The organism is Mycobacterium sp. 1423905.2 (assembly GCF_001673155.1).
In the GTDB taxonomy this organism is placed as follows: domain Bacteria; phylum Actinomycetota; class Actinomycetes; order Mycobacteriales; family Mycobacteriaceae; genus Mycobacterium.
In genome coordinates this window covers 1-23845 of record NZ_LZLE01000089.1, presented here as the reverse complement: position 1 = coordinate 23845, position 23845 = coordinate 1, and the positions used below count along the sequence as shown (strand labels likewise).

Below are 23845 nucleotides of genomic sequence, written 5' to 3'. Positions count from 1 at the left end.
ACACGCGCTGGGACTACCGACCCTGTACGCCTCTGGGCGGGCCGGGATCGCGAGCACCGAGGCGCCGGCCGACGGCCAGGTCCCCGACGGCACCAACCTGGACCCGCTGTTCAACGTCCTGCTCGAGCACGTGCCGCCGCCCAAAGGTGATCCGGAAGCCCCGCTGCAGGCGCTGGTCACCAACCTGGACGCCTCGGCGTTCCTGGGCCGGCTGGCGCTGATCCGCATCTACAACGGCCGCATCCGCAAAGGCCAGCAGGTCGCCTGGATGCGTGAGGTGGACGGGTTGCCGGTCATCACCAGCGCCTGCAGCGGGGCTTCCGGATCACCTTTGGGCGGCGGCACGTGCTCGAGCAGGACGTTGAACAGCGGGTCCAGGTTGGTGCCGTCGGGGACCTGGCCGTCGGCCGGCGCCTCGGTGCTCGCGATCCCGGCCCGCCCAGAGGCGTACAGGGTCGGTAGTCCCAGCGCGTGTTCGGCGGCCGCGGCGGCTTCGTCGTCGAGGTCGGAGGCGACGTCGAGCAGCAGGTCGTGGCTGGCCTCGACGACTTCGGCGATGCGGGCGTCGGGCCGGTCGGTCTTGTTGACCACCAGGATCACCGGCAGGTGGGCGGCCAGCGCCTTGCGCAGCACGAACCGGGTCTGCGGCAGGGGACCTTCCGACGCGTCGACCAGTAGTAGCACCCCGTCGACCATGGACAGGCCGCGCTCCACCTCGCCGCCGAAGTCGGCGTGGCCGGGGGTGTCTATGACATTGATAACAGTGACGGAGCCGTCCGGGTGATGGCGGTGCACGGCGGTGTTCTTGGCCAGGATGGTGATGCCCTTTTCCCGCTCCAAGTCCCCGCTGTCCATCACACGGTCCTGCAGGTCACCGCGTTCGTGCAGCGCACCGGACTGCCGCAGCATCGCGTCGACCAGCGTCGTCTTGCCGTGGTCGACGTGGGCGACGATGGCTACATTCCGGAATTGCACGTCGGTGATTGTGGCAGCGGGCGCTGCAGATGGCGAACTGGGCAGCTCAGCGCGGTGCGGCTCACCAGCCGCGGCGGCGCGGCGCGGAGCCGACCAACTGGTTGTCGTCGGCTGCGTCCCGGCTGCGGTAGACGATGTAGGGCCGGAACAGGTAGGCGATCGGCGCGCTGAACGCGTGCACCAACCGGGTGAACGGCCACAGCGCGAACAACAACAGCGCGATGAAGACGTGGATCTGGTAATACTCCGCCGCGTGCGCCATCAGGTCGCCGCGCGGATCGAGTAGCCAGATCGAGCGGAACCAGACCGACACCTTCTGCCGGTAGTCGTGCAGTTCGCCGAAGTGCGTGGCACCCATCAGCGTGCAGCACATCCCCGCCACCAGGGCGCACACCAGCACGACATACATGACCTTGTCGCTGCCGGTGGTGGCGCGCCGCACCGGTGTGTTGGTGCGGCGGCGGTAGATCAGCAACCCGATGCCGACAACCGTGGCCGTGCCGGCCGGCACGCCCAGCAGCAGCGCCTGCAAGTGGTAGAGGTGATCGCTCATGCCCAGCGCCCGTGTCCACGGCTCGGGAATCAACAAGCCGATGACGTGGCCCATGATGACCATCAGGCTGCCGAAGTGGAACAGCGGGCTGCCGATGGACAACAGCCGCGATTCGTAGAGCTGCGACGAGCGGGTGGTCCAGCCGAATTTGTCGTAGCGGTAGCGCCACCAGGTGCCCAGGACCGCGATGGCCAACACGACGTAAGGTGCGTCGTCCCAGAAGATCTCGAGCAGTTTCATCTCAGCCTCCCTGGACGCGCCTGGGCGGTACGGTCAGCGTAAAGGGTTGCAGGCCAACGGATTCCGCGGGCGGCCCGGCTGCTGCCAGCTGTTGGGCCCGGCGTGCTTGGTGATCGGTTGCGCTGGGCAGGGTGGCGCAGACCGCCGCGACGGTGTGCTGGTAGGGCGATCCGGCGTCGGCCAGGCCGCTGCGCAGCACGTCGATGGGCACTCGGTGTTCGACGAGCAACCGGTGGCCCACCTCGGGGTTGACGGTGGCGGCGAACTCGAGCACGACAGCCAGGTGATCGGGCGCCTCGTCGCGCGGCGGCTCGACGCCTGCCTCGCGGTACGCGGTGGCGAAGGCCAGCATCTCGCGTCCGCGGTTTCGCGTGTCGCCGGCGGTCCAGTAGGTCAGATACATCGTGGTGCGGCGGCGCAAGTCGAAGGTTTCGACATACTGCGTTGCCGCGGTCATCGGGTCCAGCGCCCGCAGGGCCGCGGCCGTCCGCTTCAGCAGCCCCGCCGCGGTGCCGCTGACATTGGCCAGGAGGGCGTCGACGGTGTCCAATCGCTGGGGCATGCCGTCGTCCGGGTAAGCCAGCAGCAGCGATGCGCCTTGCCACACCAGGCGGTTGGGCAATGTGCCAGTCTTGGTGCGGGTCAGCAGCTTCATTGCTTCTGCTCTGCGGGGAACATTCCGGCGGGCACTTGGTTGCCGTCCCAGTTGAGCAGGTTCACCCGCGATCCGTTGCGCGGTCGTTGCAGCCCGTGAAACGTCTCCACCGAGACCGGTACCGGGGCGTCTTCGTACATGCCGGGGCCGCCGTCCCCGGACAACGAACAGCCCATCTCTTCCAGATCCCGGGCCTGGGCCGTGAACGCGGTCGGAATGACGTATCGCTCTTCGTATTTGGCGATGGCCAGCAACCGGTACATGTTGTAGATGTCCTGCTCGGTCATCCCGACGGCGTGCGGGATATGCGGCTGGGTTTCCCGGCCGAGGTTGATGTCGCGCATGTAGGAGCGCATCGCGGCCAGCCGCCGCAACACCCCGGCGACCACCTCGGTATCGCCCGCGGTGAACAATTCGGCCAGGTACTTGATCGGAATGCGCAACGCTTCCAGGGCGCCGAACAGGTTGCCGACGTCTTCCCCGTCATGTCCGTCGCGGCTCACGGCGTCGACGACCGGCGACAACGGCGGGATGTACCAGACCATCGGCATGGTCCGGTATTCCGGATGCAGCGGCAACGCCACCTGGTAGGTGTTGATCAGCGCGTACACCGGTGAGCGCTGCGCGGCTTCGATCCAATCCTCGGAGATGCCTTCCGCGCGGGCGCCGGCGATGACGTCAGGGTCGTTGGGGTCCAACAGGATTCGGCGCTGGGCGGCATAGAGGTCGGTGTCGTGTTCCACCGACGCGGCCTCGAGCACCCGGTCGGCGTCGTAGAGCACCAGCCCGAGGTAGCGCAGCCGGCCGACGCAGGTTTCCGAGCAGATGGTCGGCAGACCGATCTCCATGCGGGGGTAGCACAGTGTGCACTTCTCTGCCTTGCCGGTTTTGTGGTTGAAGTAGACCTTCTTGTAGGGACATCCGGATACGCACATCCGCCACCCGCGGCAGCGGTCCTGGTCGACCAGGACGATGCCGTCCTCGCTGCGCTTGTACATCGCCCCGGACGGGCAGGACGCCACGCACGACGGGTTGAGGCAGTGCTCGCAGATCCGAGGCAGGTAGAACATGAAGGTCTCTTCGAGCCGCAAGACGACCTCGTCGCTGACCTTCTTCAGGATCGGGTCTTCGGCCAGGATCTCCGGTGACCCGGCCAGGTTGTCGTCCCAATTGGGCCCCCAGGAGACCTTCATCGGCTTGCCGCTGATCAAGCTGCGGGGCGCGGCCGTCGGAAAGGTGTCGCCGGCCGGTGCCGTCGTCAAGTTCTCGTAGTCGTAGGTCCACGGCTCGTAGTAGTCGTCGATCGTCGGCAATTTGGGGTTGGCGAAGATGCGCAGCAACTTGGCGATTCGCCCGCCGTCGCGCAGTCGCAGCCTGCCCTTGGCGTCCCGAATCCACCCGCCGCGCCATCGGTCCTGGTCCTCGTAGGTGCGCGGATACCCCTGTCCCGGGCGGGTTTCGACGTTGTTGAACCAGACGTATTCGGTGCCGGGGCGGTTGGTCCACGCCTGCTTGCAGGTGACCGAGCAAGTGTGGCAGCCGATGCATTTGTCGAGGTTCATCACCATCGCCAGCTGCGCCATGACTTTCATCTAGTAGGTCACCTCCTGGCGGCGACGGCGCACCACGGTCACTTCGTCGCGCTGGTTGCCGGTCGGACCCAAGTAGTTGAACGCGAAGGCGTGCTGCCCGTAGCCACCGGCCAAGTGGCTGGGCTTGATTCGCACCCGGGTCAGCGCGTTGTGGTTACCGCCACGTTTGCCGTTGGTCTGCGTACGCGGGGTGTCCACGGTGCGCTCCTGTACGTGGTAGACGAAGACCACGCCGTCGGGCATCCGGTGCGAGACGATCGCCCGGCAGACGTAGATGCCGTTGGTGTTGATTGCCTCCACCCAATCGTTGTCGCGTACACCGATTTTCGCCGCGTCTCCCGGGCTCATCCACAGCGTGGGACCACCGCGCGACAGCGAGAGCATGTACAGGTTGTCCTGATAAGTCGAGTGGAATGACCACTTGGAGTGCGGGGTCAGATAGCGCACCGTGAGCCCGATTCCGTCTTCGTGGGGCCCGAGTTCTGGCTGACCGAACAGGCGCGTCATGTCCAGCGGCGGGCGGAACACCGGCAGATGCTCGCCCAACTCTTCGACCCAGTCGTGGGCCAGGTAGAAGTGCATGCGCCCGGTGAGGGTGTGGAACGGTTTGAGGTTCTCGATGTTGATGGTGAACGGCGCATAGCGGCGCCCGCCGGTTTCGCTGCCCGACCACTCCGGGCTGGTGATCACCGGCACCGGCCGGGCCTGGGTGTCGGCGTAGTCGATGCGGCGATCTTCACTGCCTTCGGCCAGGTGGGCCAGCGGTTGACCGGTGCGCTTCTCCAGCTCCCGGAAACCCTCTACGGCCAGGCGGCCGTTGGTGGTGCCAGACAGCAGCAACAACACGTCGGCCATCCGTTGGGCGGTGGTGATCGCCGGACGCCCCGCGGCCACACCGGAATTCATCACGCCGAATTTCGCGGCTAATTCTTGCACCTCGCGGAACGGATGCACGGTGACGCCTTTGGTGGTGACCCCGAACCGGTCGACCAGCGGACCCAAGGTCAACCACTTGTCGTAGACGGCGCCGTAATCGCGTTCCACCACGGTCAGTTTGGCCATGGTGCGCCCGGGGATCGGCGTTGTACCGGTGCTCAGCCAGTCTTCTTCGGTGCCATCGGGATAGGCCATGGCGTCGGCGGTGTCGTGCTCCAACGCGGTGAGCACCACGTCGCTGCGAACGCCTAAATGCCGCTTGGCCAGTGCGCTGAACGCCCGGGCGATGGCGCCGAATGCGTCGAAGTCCGAGCGGGTTTCCCAGGGCGGGTCGGTCGCGGCGCTGAATGCGTGCACGTACGGGTGCATGTCGGTGCTGGAGATGTCGGCTTTCTCGTACCAGGTCGCCGCCGGCAACACCACGTCGGACACCAGTGTGGTCGAGGTCATCCGGAAGTCGATGGACATCAGCAGGTCCAATTTGCCTTCCGGGATGTCGCCGGCGCAGACGACGTCGACCGGTCGTCGGCCGTCTTGGGGCGGCGGGGCCTGAATGTTGGCATCGGTGCCCAGTAGGTGGCGCAGGAAGTATTCGCCACCCTTGCCCGACGAGCCGATCAGGTTGGCGCGCCACACGGTGAGGACTCGCGGCCAGTTGACGGGATTGTCCGGATCTGTGACCGACAGCTTGAGTTGGCGGGTGCCGAGTTGCTCGGCGACATACTCGGCGACGTCGCGGCCCGCGGCCCGCGCGTCGTCGGCCACGTCCAGACTGGATCGGTCGAACTGCGGGTAGAACGGGCTCCAGCCCATCGCGGTGGCCGCGGCCAGCAGGTCCATCGTGTGCTTGTCCGCGAAGCGGCCCCGGCCGAGCGGGCTGGCCAGTTTGTCCGCGCCGTATCCGTCGTAGCGCCATTGGTCGGTGTGGGCGTACCAGTAGGAGGCACCGGGTACCTGCCGGGGTGGACGCACCCAGTCGGTGGCCATCGCCATGGTTTGGAAACCGGTGAGGGGACGGACTTTTTCCTGCCCGACGTAGTGGGCCCACCCGCCGCCGTTGCGTCCCATCGACCCGGTCAGCATCAGTAGCGCCAGCACCGCCCGGTAGATCGCGTCGCCGTGGAACCACTGACAGATGCCGCTGCCCATGATGATCATCGACCGCCCGCCGGATTCCTCGGCGCTGCGGGCGAATTCCTTGGCGACCCGGAGGGCCTGAGCGGCCGACACTCCGGTGATCGGCTCTTGCCAGGCCGGGGTGTTCTGGTGCGATGGATCGTCGTAGCCGGTGGGCCAGTCACCGGGCAGCCCTGGGCGGGCCACCGCGTATTGCGCCAGCAGCAGGTCAAAGACGGTGCACACCTGGTGATTACCGACCCGACGCACCGGGACGCCGCGTACCACTGTGGTGCCCGCTCCGTTGACCGTGTCGAAGCTGGGCAGGTGCACCAGTGCGGTGTCGCCGCCGGTCCGGTCCACGCTGAGGGCCGGCACCAGATGGCCCAGGTCCAGGTTCCACTTACCCACGCCGTCCTCGCCGTAGCGGAATCCCAGCGAGCCGTGCGGCACCACAACGGATTTCGTCGCGTCGTCCCAGACCGCGGGTTTGAGTGCCGCGTTCTCGACCGCCTCCCCGATGTCCGCCGCGGTGAGGTTCTTACCCGGAACCAGCATGTCGCCGCGCTGCTCGAGCTTGATCAAAAACGGCAGGTCGGTGTAGCGGCGCGCGAAGTCGATGAAGAACGGAACCTGCTTGCGCACATAGCATTCGGTGAGGATGACGTGTCCCATGGCCATGGCCAACGCGCCGTCGGTGCCGGCCGCACACGGCATCCACTCGTCGGCGAATTTGGTGTTGTCGGCGTAGTCCGGGCTGACGGTCACGACTTTGGTGCCCCGGTAGCGCGCCTCGGCCATCCAGTGAGCGTCGGGAGTGCGGGTGATCGGGACGTTGGAGCCCCACATCATCAGATACGCCGCGTCCCACCAGTCTCCGGACTCCGGGACGTCGGTCTGGTCGCCGAACACCTGCGGTGAGGCGACCGGCAGGTCGGCGTACCAGTCGTAGAACGAGGTCATGGGGGCGCCGATCAGCTCGAAGAACCTCGATCCGGCGGCATAGGAGACCATCGACATCGCCGGGATGGGGGAAAACCCGGCGACCCGGTCGGGCCCGTAGGTCTTGATGGTGTGCACGTGTGCGGCGGCAATCAGCTCGGTGGCCTCGGCCCAGGTGACCCGCACCAGGCCGCCCTTGCCGCGGGCCTGCTGGTAGCGGCGACGCCGCTCGGGGTCGGCTTGGATGTCGGCCCACGCCAGCACCGGATCACCGAGGCGCGCCTTGGCCTCCCGGTACATTTCGACGAGCACGCCGCGGGCGTAGGGGTAGCGCACCCGGGTGGGCGAGTAGCTGTACCAGGAGAACGACGCGCCGCGAGGGCAGCCGCGTGGCTCGTATTCCGGCCGGTCCGGGCCGACGCTGGGGTAATCGGTCTGCTGGGTTTCCCAGGTGATGATGCCGTCTTTGACGTAGATCTTCCACGAGCATGATCCGGTGCAGTTGACCCCGTGTGTGGAGCGGACCACCTTGTCGTGGCTCCACCGATCGCGGTAGAAGACATCGCCGGCCCGCCCGCCGCGCCGGGTCACGGTGCGCAGGTCGGCCGACATCTCTCCGGGTGTGAAGAATCGGCCGCTGCGCTCCAGCAGTTCCTCGAGATGTCCGCCAACATGCGGGGTCAAAGTCAAGAGTCGGTCCTCCTACGTGTTAACGGCACGCCTGGAGATCGGGTTCAGCGCCCATGCGCAGGGGCGCGACAAATTAATTGCCATCAGGAAACAGTTGACTACTGCTACCTTCAGCGGCGCTGGAGATTTTCTGCAAAAGCGCTGTGTTTTTGCGCGGCGGGCCTCAGAGGGCTCGAGCCAGGTCGGGCAACCAGCCGCGGTCCGCCGGCACCCACTCCACGTCGTGCAACTCGGCGGCGGTGACCCAGCGCAGCGCACCGTGGTCACGCGGGCGGGGCTCTCCGCGCAGCAGGCGGACCCGGTAGGCGCGCAGGGTCATGGAGTCGTTGAGCGCGACGTCATCGCCCAGCCGCTCGCCCACCGCGACGTCAGCGGCGTCGAGGTCCAATTCCTCGGCCAGCTCCCGGGCCAGCGCGGCCGGTTCGGTCTCCCCGGCGGCCACCTTGCCGCCCGGAAGTTCCCAGCGGCCGGCCAACTCCGGCGGCCGGAGTCGCTGCGCCACCAGGACCGCAGAGCCGGCGATGATGGCGCCGGCGACGACGATCTGGGTGGTCATGGCCAGTGACGGTATACCGCCGCGTCAGTTCACCAGCGCCGGCCGTCGGGGATCAGGTAGGCGGAGCCGAAGGTGCACGGGCACCACTGGCCGACCCCGCCGTGACCCGAGCAGGTCCCGCTGCGGTGCTGGCTGTGCGAGTGCGAGCCGTCCTGGCAGACCGCGGAGACGTCGGTGTCGGAGTTGTTGGGCCGCGGGACGCAGGTGCCGCTGGAGTTCTGGTAAGTGCCCGATGGGCACCCCGAGGCGGTAGCTATTCCGCCGGGTGTCGGCGCCGCGACGGCGATTGCGGGCGCGCCCACGGCGACACCGGCGGCGACCACCGACGCGAACAACGAAGACCGAAACATCAACTCCCCCAAGACTTCCTCGAACTCTCCGGTGACTTGTCCGGATCCCCAGACGGGAAGGTTAGCCGACCGCCATGCGGCCGGGGGTGAGTTTGCGAAAATCCGCCGGGCCGCGGCGGTACGGTTGACACCATGGCTGTGTTACCGGATGAGCAAGTAGACGCCGCACTGCCCGACCTCAACGATTGGGAGCGCGCCGACGGCGCCCTGCGCCGCTCGATCAAATTTCCGTCGTTCCTCGACGGTATCGACGCCGTGCGCCGGGTGGCCGAGCAGGCCGAAGCCAAGGATCACCACCCGGACATCGATATTCGTTGGCGCACTGTTACTTTCGCGCTGGTCACGCACTCCGAAGGCGGTATCACGCAAAAGGACATCGATATGGCGCGGGACATCGACGGGATTGTCGGCGCCTAGCGCGCGGTCCGGCGGGTCGTGGTGATCCAGCCCAGCGTGGCCAGCGTCGCGACAACGTAGACCAGTCCCGCCCACGCCAGGTACCACGGCCGGCTGATCTGCCAGATGGTCGGCTGCGCGAAACTGAGCAGCCAGGGCACGCCGATCAGCGTCAGCGCCAGCCATCCCCAGCCCAGGACCTGCGCGCCGCGGCGCTCCCGCAGCGGCCCGTGTAGCAACCACATCATCAGCGGTATCAGCCATACCCAGTGGTGCGTCCAGGAAATGGGCGAGAGCAGCAGGCCGAAGAGTTCGACGACCAGCAGCCGGCCCAACACGTCGGCGCCGTCCAGCGCCCGCCAGGCGGCCAGGGCCAGCACCGCCGTCACCGCGATCCCGGCCAGCACCAGCGGGCCGAAACCGGCGTCGTGGCCCAGAATTCGCGAGATCGCGCCGCGCCAGGACTGATTGAACGACGTGGCGATCGGTCCGACCCGGTGCGCGTCGCCGAGCAGGTCGGTGAAGTAATAGCGGGCCTGGTCACCGACGACCAGCCACGACACCGCGATGGTCGCCACGAACACCACGGCGCTGGCTATCGCTGCCGCCCACCGACGGGCACCCCCCAGATACACCGCGGCGATCGCCGGGGTCAGCTTGATGCCGGCCGACACGCCGACGAGCAAACCCGATAGCCACCACCGGGAGGCGTAGACCGCGCCCAACACCGCCACCATCAGCAGCACGTTGACCTGGCCATAGTCGAACGTGCTGCGCATCGGCTCGATCCAGATGGCGACCGCCGTCCACACCAGGGCGGTGCCGCGACCCGCCCCGGCCGCCACGCCGAGCAACCGCTGCGCGATGCGCACCGATCCGTACAGCGCGACCAGCGTGATCACCTGCCACAGGAAGGCCAGCAGGCCGAACGGCACCAGATGCAGCGGGTAGAAGACCACTGCCGCAAACGGCGGGTAGGTGAAGGGCAGCGGGAAGTCGGGGGTCTGATCGGCGTAGACGTAGTCGTACAACGTGCCGGGATGGTTCAACGCTGCTGCCCCGCCGACGTAGACGTGCAGGTCGACGAAGTTGGCGCCGTGCGGCGTCAGGTAGGTCCAGGCAAACCGCGCGGCGATGCTGGCCAGCAACAGCAGGGGCGCGGCGACCGTCTTCCAGGCCGGGCGTGCCGCCGGGGCGGCTGAAGTCGTGTCTATCTGCCCGACTTTAGCGAGGCTGTGCGCCGAGCCCATCGATCACGGTTCGGACACGGATCCCAGGTGAGCGGTCACCGCTGTCGCTCGTAACCGTAACGATCACATAAATGCCACACGTGTCACTTGAGTCACTCCTGTACCGCGATAACTTCGCCTGCAGGTCCTGTGGGGGGCCTGTCCGACAACCAGGGAGAGTCATGCCAACCATTTGGACTTACGTTCGTGCCGCCGCCGTATTGGTCGGTTCGTCCGCTGCATTACTGACCGGCGGCATTGCGCACGCCGACCCGGCGCCCGCCCCGCCGGGGCTCGACAACTTTCCGCAGCAGCTGATCAGCTCGGCGGCCAACGCGCCGCAGATCCTGCAAAACCTGGCCACCGCGCTGGGCGCCACACCGCCGGCCAACGGAGTGCAGCGGGCACCGGACCCGGCGCCGGCCGGCCTGTCGCTGCCTGGCTTGACCCCGGCCGCGCCCGCCGCGACGGCTCCGGCGTCGGTGCCGTCCATCCCGGGTGTGAACACCCCGATTCCGGGCATCACCGCGCCGGCTGCGGCCGCACCGGCGCCGGCCCCCGCCCCGGCAGTCAACCCCGCCATTCCGGGTGTCACCACGCCGATTCCGGGGATCACCGCGCCGGCGGCACCAGCGGCACCCGCGGCCCCCGCCGCGCCCGCCGCCTCGCTGCCCGGCCTGGCCTCGGCGATTCCGGGACTGGCTGCGCCCGCGGCTCCGGCGGCACCTGCGGCCCCGGCGGCCTCGCTTCCGGGGATCGCGTCAGCCATCCCCGGCCTGGCTCAGGCTGGTCTGCCCGCGTTGACCTCGGGCGCCATCCCGGGCTTGCCGGCCGCCGCCGCTCCGTCCGCCCCGGCCGCACCAGCAGCACCGTCGCAACCGCAGACGTTGCTCGCCGCCATCCCGTGATCCGCTGACCAATACCGCAATCGCTGACCACTACTGAAACGGGAGAAAAACCGTGGCAAACGCTTGGAGTCCGTCCAAAGGTTTGGCCGCAGTCGTCGTCACGGCGGCTGCCGCGTTCAGGCTGTGCCCGAACGCGGCAGCCGACCCGGCGCCGCCGCCGCCCAACCCCGTCCAACAGCTACCTGGACTTCCAGCGTTGACCGAACTGAGCCCGATCATTCAGCAAGCGGCCAGCAACCCCGGGCAGGCGACGCAACTGTTGATGGCTGCGGCGCAAGCCTTTACGCACAACCCGGCGGCGCCGACGGAGTCTAAGAACGTGGCCGCGTCGGTGAACCACTTCGTCTCCGATCCGACCAACCCCACCGCGCATCTACCGGGCCCGGCCCCGGCCGGCGTGACCACACCCGAGGCCGCCGGCGTGCCGCACGTCCCGCCGGCCGGCGTCGAGCCCGGCACGCTGCCCCACATACCGACCGGGGTAGACCCGGTACACGCCGCCGGCCCAGGGCCGGTGGCTGAGCCGCAAGCTGTGCCGCCGGTTGCCGCACCCGCACCCATTCCTGCGCCGTCCGCCGCGCCTGCGCCGCCGGCACCGGCGGCCGAGCCGGTTTCAGCACCGGCACCCGCCGCGCAACCGGCGCCCGCTCCAGCCCCGGCGCCCGCCCCCGGCCCGGCGCCTGGTTTCGGCCCCGACGCGCCGCCGACGCAAGACTTCATGTACCCCTCGATCGGCTCCAACTGCCTCGGTGAGGGGGCTAACGCGCTGGCCACCGCGCTGTCGGTGGCCGGACCGGCCACCATTCCCACCCCCGGCCCCGGACCCGGCCAGACCGCTTACGTCTTCACCGCGGTCGGCACGCCCGGGCCCGCCGAAGTGCAAAAGCTGCCGCTGAACGTCACCTGGATCAACCTCACCACCGGTAAGTCCGGCAGCGTGACGCTCAAGCCGCGCACCGACATCAACGCAGACGGCCCGACCACCTTGACCGCCATCGCCGACACCGGTTCGGGCAGCATCATGTCGACGATCTTCGGTCAGGTCACCACCAAGGACCGGCAGTGCCAGTTCTTGCCCACCATCGGCTCGACGGTGGTCCCCTAGTTCTCCGGTCCGCTCTACCGGAAGCGGCGAGCTAGTAAGCCATGAAGAGGATGGCGTCCCGGTCGTACTCCAGGCCCGGGTGAGCATCGGCCAGATGGGCCTGGGTCAGCTCGACCAGCTCGTCCTCGTCCTTACCGACGATGGCTTCCCCGCACGGACACGTTATGTGTGTCTTCACGTTGCCGCCTTTCCTTGCGCACTCTTGGCTGCTGCTTTCATCTGCTTCTTGTACGACCGCACTTTGCCCAGCGATTGGGCGTCGACGATGTCGGCGACGGACAGGTGGGTTCCGGGCCGGCCGAAGTCACCGGCCGCTTCCTGCCAGCCCGGCGGCGTCACCCCGTACTGCTTGCCGAGCAATGCCAAAAAGATGCGGGCCTTCTGTTCGCCGAAACCGGGCAGCCCCTTGAGGCGGCGCAGCAGCTCCTTGCCGTCGGGGTCGCCGGCGGTCCAGATGGCGGCGGCATCACCGTTGTATCGGTCGACGATGATCTGCGCGAGGGCCTGGATCCGCTTGGCCATGGCGGCCGGAAAACGATGTATGGCAGGTCTTTCCGAGCACAAGGCGGCGAACTTGTCGGGGTCGTAGTCGGCGATGTCGCCGGCGTCGAAGCCGCCCATCCGGTCGGCGATCTTCCTGGGCCCGGCCAGGCTCATCCGATCTTCGATCACCTTCGGTCCGCGAAACGCCTTTTCGAGGGGAATCTGCTGATCGAGCACCATTCCGACGAGCAGGGCGAAAGGATTCTCGGCCAGTAGCTTGTCGGCCTCGGAATCTTGAGCGAGCCACAGCTTCAATGTCAACGACCTTTCTTGACCATCCGCTCCATACCCTAAGACCGACGACCGTTTCATGGGACGCTACCCACGGTTATCGTGGCGTGGTGGTGGACGAGGCCAGATTGGCACTGATGCTGGCCCGCGACGAACTGCATCAACTCGTCACGGCCTATTGCCGGGCCGTCGACCGCGCCGATTACGACGCACTGCGCCGCCTGTACCACCCGGACGCGACCGACTCGCACGGCTCGTTCTCCACCGGCGGCGTCGAGGAGTTCATCGCTCAACTACAGGCCGCGCAGCCCTATGTGCGTGTCTCTCAACACAACATCACCACCACGAACTTCGCCATCGACGGCGACACCGCCCGCGGTGAGGTCTACTGCCTGGCGTTCCACACCTTCGCCGGTGCCGAACACGACGTCGACGTCGTCATCGGCGGCCGGTACCTGGACACCTACAGCCGGCACGACGGTCACTGGAAATTCCGGCACCGCACGATCGTCACCGATTGGGCCTACCAGAACGACCCGTCCCGGCTGAACTTCGACCACCCCAGCACCCGAGGCGCCCTGCGCGGCCAGCCGGGCGCCGACGATCCGTCATTCCGCCTGTTTTCGACGCCGCCCGGCTAACCCGCTGTCTGCCAATCAGATTGGGCTAGCCGCTCTTGCGGCGGAATTCCCGCCGGTTCTCCACCGGACCGTGCACCCGCGACTGCTTGCCGCCGCCATCCTTGTGCTCGGACTTGCCCGACGAGTTCGCCAACTTGCGGTCTAGGGCCTCGCGGAATTTGCGCTTGGTGTCGTCCTCTGGCTGGGCGTCTTCCGGGGACTTCGATTCGGCCATGCGGTTCAGCCTAACGCTTACCGGGCGGCAGGCCGTAGACATGCGAGATCGGCAGCGTCAGCACCACCCGCCGATCGGTGACCATCGCCTCGCGGTATTCGTCCCAGTCGGGATGTTCACCAGCGATGTTGCGATACAAGGCAATTAACGCCTCGACCGTGTCGTCGTCGGGCGCGGCCGCCGGCGGCGTCAATTCGGCCGTCCCCTCGGCGACGGCGTAGGACCAGCCGTCGTCCGCGTCGACCAGAATCGACGCTCGCGGGTCGCGGCGCAGGTTGCGAGTCTTGGCGCGCGGCTCGGTGATCGACACCTGCAGCTGCAACTTCTGGGCGTCGAAGTGATAGGACACATTGGACAGCTGGGGGCGTCCGTCCCGCTTGATCGTGGCCAGCACTCCCAGCGAGTTGCAACTGATCACTGCGAGCAATTTGTCGTCGAAGACTTGGCGGCCCATGTCGAAAGCCTACGTCGCCGTTGCCGCTTTCTCCGTTGGCCTGATGGAATCACAACCATGACCCAGTACGCGGTATTTCTGCGCGGCGTCAACGTCGGAGGCGTCAACCTCAAGATGGCCGAGGTGGCCGCCGCCCTGACCGACGCCGGCTTCAGCGCCGTGCGGACCGTCTTGGCCAGCGGCAACGTCGTACTCGAGTCGTCGTCTAGTGTCACGGCGGTGCGCAAGAAAGCCGAAGCCGCGCTGCGGGACAGGTTCGGCTACGACGCCTGGGTGCTCGCCTACGACCTGGACACCGTGCGTGAGATCGACGCGGCCTACCCCTTCGAACGCGAGGTCGACGGCTACCAGTCCTACGTCACGTTCGTATCCGACGAGACGGTGCTCGACGAGCTGGCCGCACTGAGCAGTGGCCCGGACGAGAAGATCAGTCGCGGCCAGGGCGTCCTCTACTGGCAGATCCCGAAAGGCAGCACATTGGACAGCACTATCGGTAAGACCATGGGAAAGAAGCGGTACAAGTCGTCGACCACCACCCGGAACCTGCGCACGCTGGCCAAGGTGCTGAAGTGACCCCCGCCGGTGAGTCCGCACGTCAACGGGTCAGCCTCACCGGCGTCTCGGAGACGGCGCTGCTGACACTCAACGCCCGGGCCACCGAGGCCCGCCGCCCCGACTCCGTCCTGGACGACCCGCTGGCCGTGGCGTTGGTCGACTCGATCGACTTCGACTTCGCCAAATTCGGCCCCACTCACCAGGACATCGCGCTGCGGGCGCGAGCCTTCGATCTACAGACCCAGGCCTATCTGGCGACTCATCCCGCGGCGACCGTCGTGGCCCTGGCCGAAGGCCTGCAGACCAGCTTCTGGCGCCTGGAGGGCGCCCTGCCGGATAGTCAATTCCGTTGGCTGACCGTGGATTTGCCGCCCATCATCGACATCCGCACTCGGTTGCTGCCGTCGTCGGATCGGGTGTCGGTGTGCGCGCAATCGGCGTTGGACTACAGCTGGATGAATCGCGTCGACCCGTCCGACGGGGTATTCGTCAGCGCCGAGGGATTGCTCATGTACCTGCAGCCCGAGCAGGCGCTGGGGCTGATCTCCGAATGCGCCAAACGATTCCCCGGCGGACGGATGCTCTTCGATCTGCCGCCACGCTGGTTCTCGCTGTGGAGTCGGCTGGGCATGATGCGCACGTCGCTGCGCTACAAGGTGCCGACCATGCCGTTCAGCTTGTCCGTCGCACAGGCCGCCGACCTGGCGAACACGGTGCCCGGTGTCGGCGCGGTCCGCGATGTGCACCTGCCGCCGGCCCGCGGGCGGTTGCTCAACGCGGCTCTGTCGGCCGTCTATCGGCTGCCGGTGTTGGACCCGCTGCGGCCGTGCTTGACGTTGCTGGAGTTCAGTCGTCCGGAACGTTCGTGAGGTAGCGCATCGCGTCGGACTTGGTCAGCCCCAGCGCCTTGGCGACGTCGACGTACTCCTTCGCCGCGGCCGCCATCGCGGCGTCGGTGGGGTCGAAGCGGGAGATGAAGGTGCCGAAGCGGCCCCGGGTTTCGACGATGGCCGCCGATTCGAGCTCACGGTAGGCGCGGGCGACGGTGTTGGCGGCCACGCCGAGTTGACCGGCCAGTTCCCGAACGGCCGGCAGGCGTGTGCCCGGCGGCAGCGAGCCGGCCCGCACCCCGTCGATCACCTGTGTCCTGAGCTGGTCGAACAACGGTTTTCCCGCCCTCATGTCGACCTTAAGTAAATCGCGCAGCTCCACACAACCAGTATTGCCTAAGCCCGGCTATGTTTGTGGGATGCGAGTGGCGGTGCTCAGCGGCGCGGGGATCTCCGCAGAAAGCGGCGTACCGACCTTCCGCGACGACAAGAACGGGTTGTGGGCCCGCTTCGACCCGTACGAGCTGTCCAGCACCCAGGGTTGGGAACGCAATCCCGAGCGGGTGTGGGGCTGGTACCTGTGGCGCCACTACCTGGTCGGCGACGTGGAACCCAACGCCGGTCACCGGGCGATCGCGGATTGGCAGGACCAGGCCGAGGTCACCGTCATCACCCAGAATGTCGACGACCTGCACGAGCGGGCGGGCAGTTCCCCGGTGCATCACCTCCACGGCAGCCTCTTCGCGTTCCGGTGTGCGCGTTGCGGTGTCGCCTACACCGATCCGCTGCCGGTGATGGCCGAGCCCGCGATCGAAGTGGACCCGCCGGTGTGCCGATGCGGCGGCCTGATCCGCCCCGACATCGTGTGGTTCGGCGAGGCCCTGCCCCAGGGGCCGTGGGGGTGCGCGGTCGCGGCGACGCAGGCCGCCGACGTGATGGTCGTGGTCGGGACGTCGGCGATCGTCTATCCGGCGGCCGGACTTCCGGAGCTCGCGTTGGCGCAGGGTACGACGGTCATCGAGGTCAACCCCGAGCCGACACCGCTCACCCCCAGCGTCACCCTCAGCATCCGCGAGTCGGCCAGCACCGCGTTGCCGGGGCTGCTGGACCGGCTGCCCGCGCTGCTGAGCTAGCTTTTCGGTCGCCGAGCCTGCGCTGTTCCGCCGAGCCTGCGCACACATCACGCTTCGTCCACAATTCGCCGCGCTGAGCGCAGTTTCGGCACACCCGCGTCGGCGCACTGAACCAGCCTGCGGTCATGACAAGACCATTTTTGGGCAGCGAAGCGGTCCGCGGCGGAACCCTGCGGCCTCACCACCTGCGGACCCGGTTCCACCGGATCTTTCCCGACGTGTACGTCGCCCGCGATCAACCGGTGCTGTCGCTGCGGCAGCGCACCGAGGCCGCCTGGTTGTGGTCGCATCGGCAGGGGGTGGTCGCCGGGGTGAGCGCGGCGGCCTGCCATGGGTCGAAGTGGGTCGACGAGCGCCTCCCCATCGAGTTGATCTGGCCCAACGCTCGACCACCGCAGGGCATCCGCACCTACGACGTGTGCCTGGACGCGGACGAAGTCGGCGTCATCGCCCACCTTCCCGTCACCACTCCCGCGCGCACGGCCTACGACCTCGCGCGCCGCCCGCCCCTTGACGCCGCGATCGCCCGCCTCGACGCGCTCATCAGCGCTACCGGCGTCAAGGTTGAGGAAGTCGCCGAACTGGCTGAGCGCCACCCCGGTGCGCGCGGGCTGCGGCAACTCGATTCTGCGCTGCAATTGGTCGACACCGGCTCCCAGTCACCCCGAGAGACATGGCTGCGTCTGCTCCTGCTCAGGGCCGGTTTTCCGCGACCGGTGACCCAGATACCAGTCGTGTGCGCAGACGGGAGGCAGGTGTTCTACCTCGACATGGCCTGGGAGGATCTGCTGGTCGCCGTCGAATACGACGGCGAACACCACCGCTTGGATCGTTGGCAGTACACCAAGGACATCCGGCGCAGTGAGGCGTTAGAGCGGCTGGGTTGGCTGATCATTCGGGTGGTCGCGACGGATCGCCCAGCAGACATCGTGCGTCGTGTTCGGGATGCGCGGGAACTGCGCGCGTCGAGTCTGCGCTAGCCGCACTGAGCCTGCGCTCACAGCACCCGCAGCCGTGATTTAGCGCGCTGAGCGCAGGCTCGGCGAATGGGGGACGGCGACTAGACCCGACGCGCGCGCCCCACCACCAACTCCGACACCGGCCACGGCAACCAGCCCGGCATCGTGAGCTCTCGACGCGACACCTCCACCTGGAAGCCGGCGCCGGCGATCACCTGCTCGGTTTCCCGATGGGTGTGGCAATTGCCGAACAACCTCGGCCAGAACGTCGCGTCGACGAGGCGTTGCAGCCGGCCCACAGCACCGGCGCTCGCCACATGCTCGAGGTAACGCAACTGCCCGCCGGGCCGCAACAAGGAACTCAGCCGCCGCAGCACCGCATCCGGCTCGCGCACCGAGCACAGCACCAACGAGCACACCACCGCGTCGAAGGGCTCCCGGTCGGTGAAGTGCTCCACCGTCTGACCCAGCACAACGACGGGGACCGGGGCGGCAGCCGCTGCGGCAAGGGCCCGGGCGGCCAGCCGTAGCTCGGGTTCCACCGCCACCACCTCGTCAACCGATGACGGGTAGAGCGCGAAATTGGTTCATATAGCTGGGATTAACGCTGTCGACCCCAGGCATCTTCGCTATTTCGGCTTGAAGGTGGCGGGCCTCGGAGCTGCGATCCAGGGCAGCGCACGCACCAGTCGCCGCCACCAGACACGCCATGGCCGGCATGCAAAGCCACCACAGCCGGCGCCGCCTGATCAGCCTTTGCGCGGCGCTAACCGAATAGCCCGTCATCTCACCATTATCGGCGAGGAGCGGAGCTTTTTGCGTCATCGATTTGGGCGCTCGCGCCCTGCAGGGCAGGGCAGGGCAGGGCAGCGAAGTGTCGCCTTCCGCCGGGCCGCTTTCCACGTCGCATCGTCTCGTCACGCGGCGCAGTGGTGAGGCGCGAGTGGCTGCCGGCGCGCTCAGGTCGGGCAGGCGCGTGCCAGCGTGGCCATTTCGTCGCCGAACTCGCGGTTGACCTGGCCTGCCGCCTTCGCCGATGGTGGCAGTTGCGGTTTCAGGGGGTCTTGTTTGTCCAGTTCGGCGTTCATCTTGTTGGCATCGTTCATGAATTCGCGCGCCAGCGCCGCGGCTCGTTGCGCGTGCGCCGACAGCTCAGGTGCGGTCACTTGGTTGGCGTGCTGCTGCAGACCGTCGAGCCAGGCCTGGTAGTCGCCGGCAGCCGGTACCACGTCTGGTTCGTATGAACCGGGCGGCGCAAACCGCGTCTTGGCTTTCAGCGAGGCCTGCGTAGCGCGGTTGAACTCGATGAATTGCCGCACACTCCAACACGGTTGTGCCCGCTCCTCGATGCGCCCCGCGACGACCACACCTGCGGCCGCCGCAGCCACGCACACCAGCGCGAGCACCCCTCGAGCGATCCTGCGGCTACGGACACTGTTGGCGACCACGCGACCAACGTACTGGCTGATCACGCACAAGTCGGTGCGGTCAGCGCCGTGTACTTCGGGTGAACCGACACCACGCAGTGTGTTTGGCAAGGGGAAAGTCCTACTGTCGACGCGCGCGAGTAGGGGCCAGCATTACGCGCTTGCTTGCTTAGGAGGGCGCGAGTTTCACGACTCGCGCCTGCATGGAATCGGCAACGTAGACGGCGCCGATTCCATCCACGCTCAAGTTTTCGGGCGAATTGATGCCTTTGCAGGGGAGCTCAACTGGACTCGTCGAGCCCGCAGTGAGCTTGAGGACTTGGCGGTTGTTCAAGTCGGTGATGTACACCGTGCCCTGGCGGTCGACTGCTACCCCGGTTGGCTGGTTGAGTCCGGTGAAGGGAAGCTCGGTCTGGCTCGTCGAGCCTGACGGCAACTTGAGCACTCGGTTGCGGCTGGTACCGGCGTCGGTGACATAGACGGCGCCTGCGGCATCGACTGCAACACCGCTGGGAAACTCGAGCCCCCGGAAGGGCAGAATCTTTTGGCTCGCCGAGCCGGCCGGCAGGTTCACCACCTGTTTATTGCGGCGATCGGCAATATACAGACCACCCGTCGGATCGACGGCGATACCGCGAGGGTCCGCGAGATCGGTTACGGGCAGCGTGCTTTGAGCGTTGGAGCCGGCCGCCAGCCTGACTACCCGCCCGACACCGGGGTAGCCGTCGCTGAAGTCGGTCACGTACACGTTGCCCGCCGGATCGACGGCGATACCGGTCAGGTTTTGCAGGCCCGTGAAGGGCAGTTCGGTCTGACTGGTGGACCCGGCGGCCAGTTTGAGGACTCGGCGGTTGCCCGCGTCCGTGACGTAGAGAGCGCCGGCCGCATCGACTGCAACCGCGTTCGGATCCTTGAGCCCTGTCAAGGGCACATCGCTTTGGTGATAGGCGTCGGGTGACTTCGGCGAAGGACTCAGCGTTGCTGTTGTCGACGGCGTGGTGGTCGATTTGTCTTGAGCTGGCGCGCGTTGACCGCCACAGCCCACCAACGCCATAACGACGACGCACACGAGTGTCATCGCCGCCAGAGCCTGTCGACTGCGAGGTGGCCCGGGTCTGCCGGTTTCCACGACACATGATTGATCCATCACACGCCCATTGACGTCGTCAATGAATATTCGGTGCTTGCACACGGTTTCACCCTTCAGGAAGGTCGCTACCATATCTGCCGGGCGAAACGCACTGTAATGACGCCCCCCGGCAGGTCCTCACCGCCTGGGTCTCGCCGGGACGTTATGCGATCGCCGAAGATTGATGCCCCTTACCCGCCCTCGTCGTCACGGGTCTGCACGTGGTGGTGTGCTGTGCGCCGTGCCCAATCACCTGTACGCAATGCTGGGCTGCGATGTGACAGGGAGTCGAACCCTGAGCACTGCCCTTCGTGCGCCAGGAGAGACCGGGCTTGGCCCGCCGGTCGGGGCTTGTGCACGGCCCCCGCGACGACTACCTGCTCACTTCGGCCGTCAATCCAGCAGTTCCACCTCCCAGTTCACCTGTTGGATACGAACATCGAGTTCACGAAGCTCGCGTGCCAGCGCATCGGCTTGGACGCGTAGCTCGGCAACGGGCAAGGCGGACAGCATTTTCAGCTCCGAGCGCAGTTGCCGCGCATAGCCGGATTGGCTGATTCCCGCGGCCGCGTCCGCTGCAGCGGTGACGACGTGGTGACGCAGACGCAACGCGTCTCGACGAGCCAGCGCATCAGTCAATGTGCCGTCGGTACCGATCGCAGTGGACGCGTTCGTGCGATTGATACGCCGGATCAAAGTTTCTTATTCGGCGAGCACCTCGCTCGCCTCGACCAGCAGTGCCGCAGCGTCCTCGGCTGGCTCTTCGCCCTCTTGATAACGAGCATTGCTCACGATACGAGAGCGCAACTGCTCGATACGGCGCGCCGCATTAGCGCGCAGCGATAACGCCTCCGCCAGCTTCACCATCCTGCCCTTCTCGAAATAGTGGTCATGAATATGTTGCCCCAGAATCGGGATGGGTCACGACACATTTTTCGGTGACTGAGCCCGTTGCGTCTGTCGAGGCTAAGGCCGGGGCGCTCGCGGACAGGGTGGTGCGTAGTTACATGGGCCTGATCGTCGAGGCGATGCACGACTCTGGCCTCACCCGCATCTCACGGTGAATTTTAATTGCTATGCCATCCACAACAGCAATGCCCCAACGGATTTGAGCACCGGTCGGTGTTGGAGTTGTGGGTCTATTGCTGGTTCGTGCGGCGCTTGCCGGACCAGGCCCGGTAGCCCATCAAGACGGCGAGGCCTCCGGTACTGATCAAGCCCAGCCACGTGCCGTGAATGACGTTTACCACGAACAGGACCAGGAATAGCGCAGCCATCACGGCGAAGAACACTGAGCTATACAGGCGGTTCCTCTTCACGCAGCGCGTTCTCCCTTCGGGGGCGTGCCTGGGTTGAGGCTGCCAGTCATCATCCAGTCTGTGCTGTCGGCGATATATCAAGGTTCGCATTAGTTGGCGGTCTGACGCATCAAAAAGTGTCCGGTCACCACCTGGAGTGCAGTGATAATGGGTTCATGAATCGGATCGGCCAGGCGGTTGCGGGCTTCCTGGCTATGGTGGCCACGGTCCCGGCTTTCGCCGCGCAGGCCGCGCCGGTCGCCCCGGACTTCTCCTCCTACCCGAAGGCATCTGAGAGCGACTACACGGTGCGACGCGGGCTTGCCTACTCGGTGCGCGGTTTCCGCACACCCAGCGGTCTGTACTGCACGTCATCCAATCACCGCATGATGTATGCGATGAACTGCACCGGGCCGTTCGCCGGCGCCCCCGGGGCAGCGAACACCGTGAGCCTGTTCGAGTCAGGCACCGTCGTCAGCCCAATCAAGTTCACCAGCGTTGAAACCCCGAGCCCCGGCAGTAATCCCGAGTTCGAGGGCCACCCGATCAACCTGCTACCCAAAAACACCGCATACGCATTCGACGACGCTATCTGCGTATGGACCGACACGATTGCACTGGCATGCCGGATCGGCTCGGGACAGACCTACACCGGGTTCATCGCCACATCGGATACCACCACCACCATCGGCAATAACTGACAGAGGGGATTACGTGGCTGCGGTCGGTGCGCTCGATGTCGTCAATGACGTTGGCCCGGCACGGTGGCTGACCGAAAGCGCGGGCAGCTTTGCAGAGAACGTCGGGTCGCTAGTTCCGGCCAGCTTCGCCGCCTACGCCCGGGTGCTCCACCCCGCCTTCGATCACCAAGGCGGCGAGCGGCGACGGGTGAGCTGGGCACAGATCGCCCGGGCTAACCGCAAAGTGGTGCACCCGCAAATGCAGTTCGCCCGCCTGCTCGGTTACACATCGCGGTACGACTCCGGGTACCGGCCCGAACAGCCCGGCCTCCTCGACGAAGCACCGGCGGTGGGAACACTGCCGCCCAACATTGCCGCCTCGCTCGCCCGCACCCTAGCGAGACATACCATGACCACTGACCGCTGCTGGTTTGCCGTGTGGCACGGCCACGCTGCACTCGACCCGGCATTTCATGACGGGTCGACCTTCTCGTTACCGGGACGCAACTACCACCTGGCCCGCGGTCCTCTGGCCGCGGCCTCCCAGTCGTTAGGTATCCACCAGGTATCACACCTGTCCGCCAACCTGTGGTGGCCGGATGACCACGCTTGGTGCGTGGCCACCGAAATCGACCTGGACAGCACCTATCTCGGCGCCTCGCAAGCCTGCATCGAAGAGCTCGCGGCGGACTCTGAACTGGAAGTGATGCCGCTCAGCGTCACCGCCGGGGTTACCGCCGACAGCGACACCCTGAACCCGGCCACGCCACGGGGTTTTCCGAGGTCGGGTCTTAACCCGCCCTAGGCATATAGATGCCGCCAAACCCCGCTGGTTCGCCGGATTCGATCGCGTCATCCAGCCATTCTTTCGCAGACATGTGCCAGCACGCCCCCCGACGTTCCTGTCTCTTCGGCCTTCCCGGGATGCCACGCTGAACTCTTCGTCCATTGTGGCGCGGGCAGCCTCGGGCAATTGGTCGCGGTGCTCGAGGAACGCCTGGCGCATCAGAGCAGGCGTTGAGCCACGCCGAACGGGTCTGAGGTCATATCGCGTAACTTGCCCGTGGCAGGGCGATTCGCGGGTCCGACACAGCGCCCCGGAATGACTCACGAGTCGGCAGGTCTAATGGGCGGATGGCTGCACGTGATCGCGACAACTCCGGGCGACCTCGCAATGCTCAACCCCGCGATGCCCTGGGCCGGCTTCTTCCGCCGGGCAGCGAGGGTGTGGCCCGTATTCCAGATGATCTCGAGTTGTCGCCGGTCAAATCCCTTGCCTATGCCCAGGAACTGCTGAACGATGGCTTGGCGTTCGCCGCGCACGAGGTGCTGGAGGCCGCATGGAAGAGCGGCCGGGTCGACGAGAAACCGCTGTGGCAGGGCTTGGCCCAGCTGGCGGTCGGCATTACCCATGTCCAACGTGGCAACCGCAAAGGTGCGATCACGTGCAGCCATCCGCCCATTAGACCTGCCGACTCGTGAGTCATTCCGGGGCGCTGTGTCGGACC

General features: G+C 66.7%; 24 protein-coding genes and 5 pseudogenes. 11 read left to right on the top strand and 18 right to left on the bottom strand.

The window, feature by feature from the left end; translation table 11 throughout:
- Positions 1 to 276: 276 nt before the first annotated feature.
- The 7 genes and pseudogenes from A9W95_RS04970 to A9W95_RS04940 form a co-directional block, all read right to left on the bottom strand.
- Positions 277 to 975 (bottom strand): annotated as a pseudogene (locus A9W95_RS04970) (GTP-binding protein); the annotation flags it as partial.
- Between the two features lie 61 nt (positions 976 to 1036).
- Positions 1037 to 1768 (bottom strand): respiratory nitrate reductase subunit gamma, encoded by a 732-nt coding sequence (narI, locus tag A9W95_RS04965; protein ID WP_067409497.1) that lies wholly within the window; start codon positions 1766 to 1768, stop codon positions 1037 to 1039.
- A 1-nt stretch (position 1769) separates the two neighbouring features.
- Complete coding sequence (gene narJ / locus A9W95_RS04960) at positions 1770 to 2423, bottom strand: nitrate reductase molybdenum cofactor assembly chaperone (RefSeq protein WP_067409496.1); 654 nt, start codon at positions 2421 to 2423, stop codon at positions 1770 to 1772.
- Positions 2420 to 4015 (bottom strand): nitrate reductase subunit beta, encoded by a 1596-nt coding sequence (gene narH, locus A9W95_RS04955; RefSeq protein WP_067409495.1) that lies wholly within the window; start codon positions 4013 to 4015, stop codon positions 2420 to 2422. Before narH ends, narJ begins: the two co-directional genes overlap by 4 nt.
- Complete coding sequence (locus A9W95_RS04950; protein WP_067409494.1) at positions 4016 to 7699, bottom strand: nitrate reductase subunit alpha; 3684 nt, start codon at positions 7697 to 7699, stop codon at positions 4016 to 4018.
- A gap of 163 nt (positions 7700 to 7862) precedes the next feature.
- Positions 7863 to 8255, bottom strand: a complete 393-nt coding sequence (locus A9W95_RS04945) for a (deoxy)nucleoside triphosphate pyrophosphohydrolase (protein ID WP_067409493.1) — start codon at positions 8253 to 8255, stop codon at positions 7863 to 7865.
- Between the two features lie 29 nt (positions 8256 to 8284).
- Entirely contained in the window at positions 8285 to 8605 is a 321-nt protein-coding gene (locus A9W95_RS04940; RefSeq protein WP_067409492.1) for a DUF3761 domain-containing protein, read from the bottom strand.
- A 132-nt stretch (positions 8606 to 8737) separates the two neighbouring features.
- Here A9W95_RS04940 and A9W95_RS04935 point away from each other — a divergent pair, with 132 nt between their 5' ends.
- The gene (locus tag A9W95_RS04935) at positions 8738 to 9022 is read left to right on the top strand and encodes a 4a-hydroxytetrahydrobiopterin dehydratase (RefSeq protein WP_067409491.1); all 285 of its coding nucleotides are present in this window, start codon (positions 8738 to 8740) and stop codon (positions 9020 to 9022) included.
- Here the strand turns inward: A9W95_RS04935 and A9W95_RS04930 are convergent.
- Positions 9019 to 10273: pseudogene (locus tag A9W95_RS04930) on the bottom strand (mannosyltransferase). The gene A9W95_RS04935 and the pseudogene A9W95_RS04930 overlap by 4 nt on opposite strands.
- Positions 10274 to 10412: 139 nt before the next feature.
- Between A9W95_RS04930 and A9W95_RS04925 the strand changes: the two are divergent.
- Both A9W95_RS04925 and A9W95_RS04920 read left to right on the top strand, forming a co-directional pair.
- Positions 10413 to 11138 carry a hypothetical protein gene (locus tag A9W95_RS04925; protein ID WP_067409489.1) on the top strand — a complete coding sequence of 242 codons (726 nt, stop codon included), beginning with the start codon at positions 10413 to 10415 and terminating at the stop codon, positions 11136 to 11138.
- A 52-nt stretch (positions 11139 to 11190) separates the two neighbouring features.
- Positions 11191 to 12243 (top strand): hypothetical protein, encoded by a 1053-nt coding sequence (locus tag A9W95_RS04920; RefSeq protein ID WP_067409488.1) that lies wholly within the window; start codon positions 11191 to 11193, stop codon positions 12241 to 12243.
- A gap of 31 nt (positions 12244 to 12274) precedes the next feature.
- Here the strand turns inward: A9W95_RS04920 and A9W95_RS04915 are convergent, their stop codons facing one another.
- Positions 12275 to 12421, bottom strand: coding sequence for a DUF1059 domain-containing protein (locus A9W95_RS04915; protein WP_067409487.1), 147 nt, complete (start codon positions 12419 to 12421; stop codon positions 12275 to 12277).
- A complete protein-coding gene (locus tag A9W95_RS04910) occupies positions 12418 to 13098 on the bottom strand; it encodes an HhH-GPD-type base excision DNA repair protein (protein WP_067409486.1) in 681 nt (226 codons plus the stop codon). The genes A9W95_RS04915 and A9W95_RS04910 overlap by 4 nt, the downstream gene beginning before the upstream one ends.
- 26 nt (positions 13099 to 13124) lie before the next feature.
- Here A9W95_RS04910 and A9W95_RS04905 point away from each other — a divergent pair, with 26 nt between their 5' ends.
- The gene (locus A9W95_RS04905; protein ID WP_067409485.1) at positions 13125 to 13658 is read left to right on the top strand and encodes a nuclear transport factor 2 family protein; all 534 of its coding nucleotides are present in this window, start codon (positions 13125 to 13127) and stop codon (positions 13656 to 13658) included.
- Between the two features lie 25 nt (positions 13659 to 13683).
- Here the strand turns inward: A9W95_RS04905 and A9W95_RS04900 are convergent, their stop codons facing one another.
- On the bottom strand, positions 13684 to 13872 hold the full coding sequence (locus A9W95_RS04900) for a DUF5302 domain-containing protein (protein ID WP_067409484.1): 189 nt from the start codon (positions 13870 to 13872) through the stop codon (positions 13684 to 13686).
- Positions 13873 to 13882: 10 nt separating this feature from the next.
- On the bottom strand, positions 13883 to 14326 hold the full coding sequence (locus tag A9W95_RS04895) for a PPOX class F420-dependent oxidoreductase (protein ID WP_067409483.1): 444 nt from the start codon (positions 14324 to 14326) through the stop codon (positions 13883 to 13885).
- 57 nt (positions 14327 to 14383) lie between these two features.
- On the opposite strand from A9W95_RS04895, the gene A9W95_RS04890 reads away from it, so the two are divergent.
- A complete protein-coding gene (locus tag A9W95_RS04890) occupies positions 14384 to 14899 on the top strand; it encodes a DUF1697 domain-containing protein (protein ID WP_067409482.1) in 516 nt (171 codons plus the stop codon).
- A complete protein-coding gene (locus A9W95_RS04885; RefSeq protein ID WP_067409481.1) occupies positions 14896 to 15750 on the top strand; it encodes a class I SAM-dependent methyltransferase in 855 nt (284 codons plus the stop codon). Before A9W95_RS04890 ends, A9W95_RS04885 begins: the two co-directional genes overlap by 4 nt.
- On the opposite strand, the gene A9W95_RS04880 is transcribed toward A9W95_RS04885, so the two are convergent.
- Positions 15728 to 16093 (bottom strand): GntR family transcriptional regulator, encoded by a 366-nt coding sequence (locus A9W95_RS04880; protein ID WP_067409480.1) that lies wholly within the window; start codon positions 16091 to 16093, stop codon positions 15728 to 15730. The genes A9W95_RS04885 and A9W95_RS04880 overlap by 23 nt on opposite strands.
- A gap of 37 nt (positions 16094 to 16130) precedes the next feature.
- On the opposite strand from A9W95_RS04880, the gene A9W95_RS04875 reads away from it, so the two are divergent.
- On the top strand, positions 16131 to 16844 hold the full coding sequence (locus A9W95_RS04875; protein ID WP_067409479.1) for an NAD-dependent deacylase: 714 nt from the start codon (positions 16131 to 16133) through the stop codon (positions 16842 to 16844).
- A gap of 125 nt (positions 16845 to 16969) precedes the next feature.
- A complete protein-coding gene (locus A9W95_RS04870) occupies positions 16970 to 17824 on the top strand; it encodes a type IV toxin-antitoxin system AbiEi family antitoxin (protein ID WP_067409478.1) in 855 nt (284 codons plus the stop codon).
- An 80-nt stretch (positions 17825 to 17904) separates the two neighbouring features.
- Here the strand turns inward: A9W95_RS04870 and A9W95_RS04865 are convergent.
- From A9W95_RS04865 to A9W95_RS04840, 5 genes and pseudogenes are all read right to left on the bottom strand, one after another.
- Positions 17905 to 18390: pseudogene (locus tag A9W95_RS04865) on the bottom strand (methyltransferase domain-containing protein); the annotation flags it as partial.
- A gap of 372 nt (positions 18391 to 18762) precedes the next feature.
- Positions 18763 to 19341 carry a hypothetical protein gene (locus tag A9W95_RS04855; RefSeq protein ID WP_067409476.1) on the bottom strand — a complete coding sequence of 193 codons (579 nt, stop codon included), beginning with the start codon at positions 19339 to 19341 and terminating at the stop codon, positions 18763 to 18765.
- Positions 19342 to 19399: 58 nt separating this feature from the next.
- Entirely contained in the window at positions 19400 to 20284 is an 885-nt protein-coding gene (locus tag A9W95_RS04850) for an NHL repeat-containing protein (protein ID WP_067409475.1), read from the bottom strand.
- Positions 20285 to 20752: 468 nt separating this feature from the next.
- Positions 20753 to 21223, bottom strand: a pseudogene (locus A9W95_RS04845) (DIP1984 family protein).
- A gap of 275 nt (positions 21224 to 21498) precedes the next feature.
- Positions 21499 to 21678: a hypothetical protein gene (locus tag A9W95_RS04840; RefSeq protein ID WP_067409498.1), complete on the bottom strand. Its 180-nt coding sequence runs from the start codon at positions 21676 to 21678 to the stop codon at positions 21499 to 21501.
- 155 nt (positions 21679 to 21833) lie between these two features.
- Between A9W95_RS04840 and A9W95_RS04835 the strand changes: the two genes are divergently transcribed.
- The 3 genes and pseudogenes from A9W95_RS04835 to A9W95_RS04825 form a co-directional block, all read left to right on the top strand.
- Positions 21834 to 22358, top strand: a complete 525-nt coding sequence (locus A9W95_RS04835) for a hypothetical protein (protein ID WP_067409474.1) — start codon at positions 21834 to 21836, stop codon at positions 22356 to 22358.
- Between the two features lie 13 nt (positions 22359 to 22371).
- On the top strand, positions 22372 to 23142 hold the full coding sequence (locus tag A9W95_RS04830; RefSeq protein WP_067409473.1) for a hypothetical protein: 771 nt from the start codon (positions 22372 to 22374) through the stop codon (positions 23140 to 23142).
- A gap of 329 nt (positions 23143 to 23471) precedes the next feature.
- A pseudogene (locus A9W95_RS04825) lies at positions 23472 to 23777 on the top strand (DUF309 domain-containing protein); the annotation flags it as partial.
- Between the last annotated feature and the right edge of the window lie 68 nt (positions 23778 to 23845).

Bases quoted from the DNA above. Each gene is read 5' to 3' on its own strand.
- A9W95_RS04940 (WP_067409492.1), bottom strand. From the start codon at position 8,605: ATGTTTCGGTCTTCGTTGTTCGCGTCGGTGGTCGCCGCCGGTGTCGCC.
- A9W95_RS04910 (WP_067409486.1), bottom strand. From the start codon at position 13,098: ATGAAACGGTCGTCGGTCTTAGGGTATGGAGCGGATGGTCAAGAAAGG.
- A9W95_RS04850 (WP_067409475.1), bottom strand. From the start codon at position 20,284: ATGGCGTTGGTGGGCTGTGGCGGTCAACGCGCGCCAGCTCAAGACAAA.
- A9W95_RS04900 (WP_067409484.1), bottom strand. From the start codon at position 13,872: ATGGCCGAATCGAAGTCCCCGGAAGACGCCCAGCCAGAGGACGACACC.
- narJ (WP_067409496.1), bottom strand. From the start codon at position 2,423: ATGAAGCTGCTGACCCGCACCAAGACTGGCACATTGCCCAACCGCCTG.
- A9W95_RS04945 (WP_067409493.1), bottom strand. From the start codon at position 8,255: ATGACCACCCAGATCGTCGTCGCCGGCGCCATCATCGCCGGCTCTGCG.
- A9W95_RS04870 (WP_067409478.1), top strand. From the start codon at position 16,970: ATGACAAGACCATTTTTGGGCAGCGAAGCGGTCCGCGGCGGAACCCTG.
- A9W95_RS04895 (WP_067409483.1), bottom strand. From the start codon at position 14,326: ATGGGCCGCCAAGTCTTCGACGACAAATTGCTCGCAGTGATCAGTTGC.
- A9W95_RS04925 (WP_067409489.1), top strand. From the start codon at position 10,413: ATGCCAACCATTTGGACTTACGTTCGTGCCGCCGCCGTATTGGTCGGT.
- A9W95_RS04875 (WP_067409479.1), top strand. From the start codon at position 16,131: ATGCGAGTGGCGGTGCTCAGCGGCGCGGGGATCTCCGCAGAAAGCGGC.
- narI (WP_067409497.1), bottom strand. From the start codon at position 1,768: ATGAAACTGCTCGAGATCTTCTGGGACGACGCACCTTACGTCGTGTTG.
- narH (WP_067409495.1), bottom strand. From the start codon at position 4,015: ATGAAAGTCATGGCGCAGCTGGCGATGGTGATGAACCTCGACAAATGC.
- A9W95_RS04890 (WP_067409482.1), top strand. From the start codon at position 14,384: ATGACCCAGTACGCGGTATTTCTGCGCGGCGTCAACGTCGGAGGCGTC.
- A9W95_RS04935 (WP_067409491.1), top strand. From the start codon at position 8,738: ATGGCTGTGTTACCGGATGAGCAAGTAGACGCCGCACTGCCCGACCTC.
- A9W95_RS04835 (WP_067409474.1), top strand. From the start codon at position 21,834: ATGAATCGGATCGGCCAGGCGGTTGCGGGCTTCCTGGCTATGGTGGCC.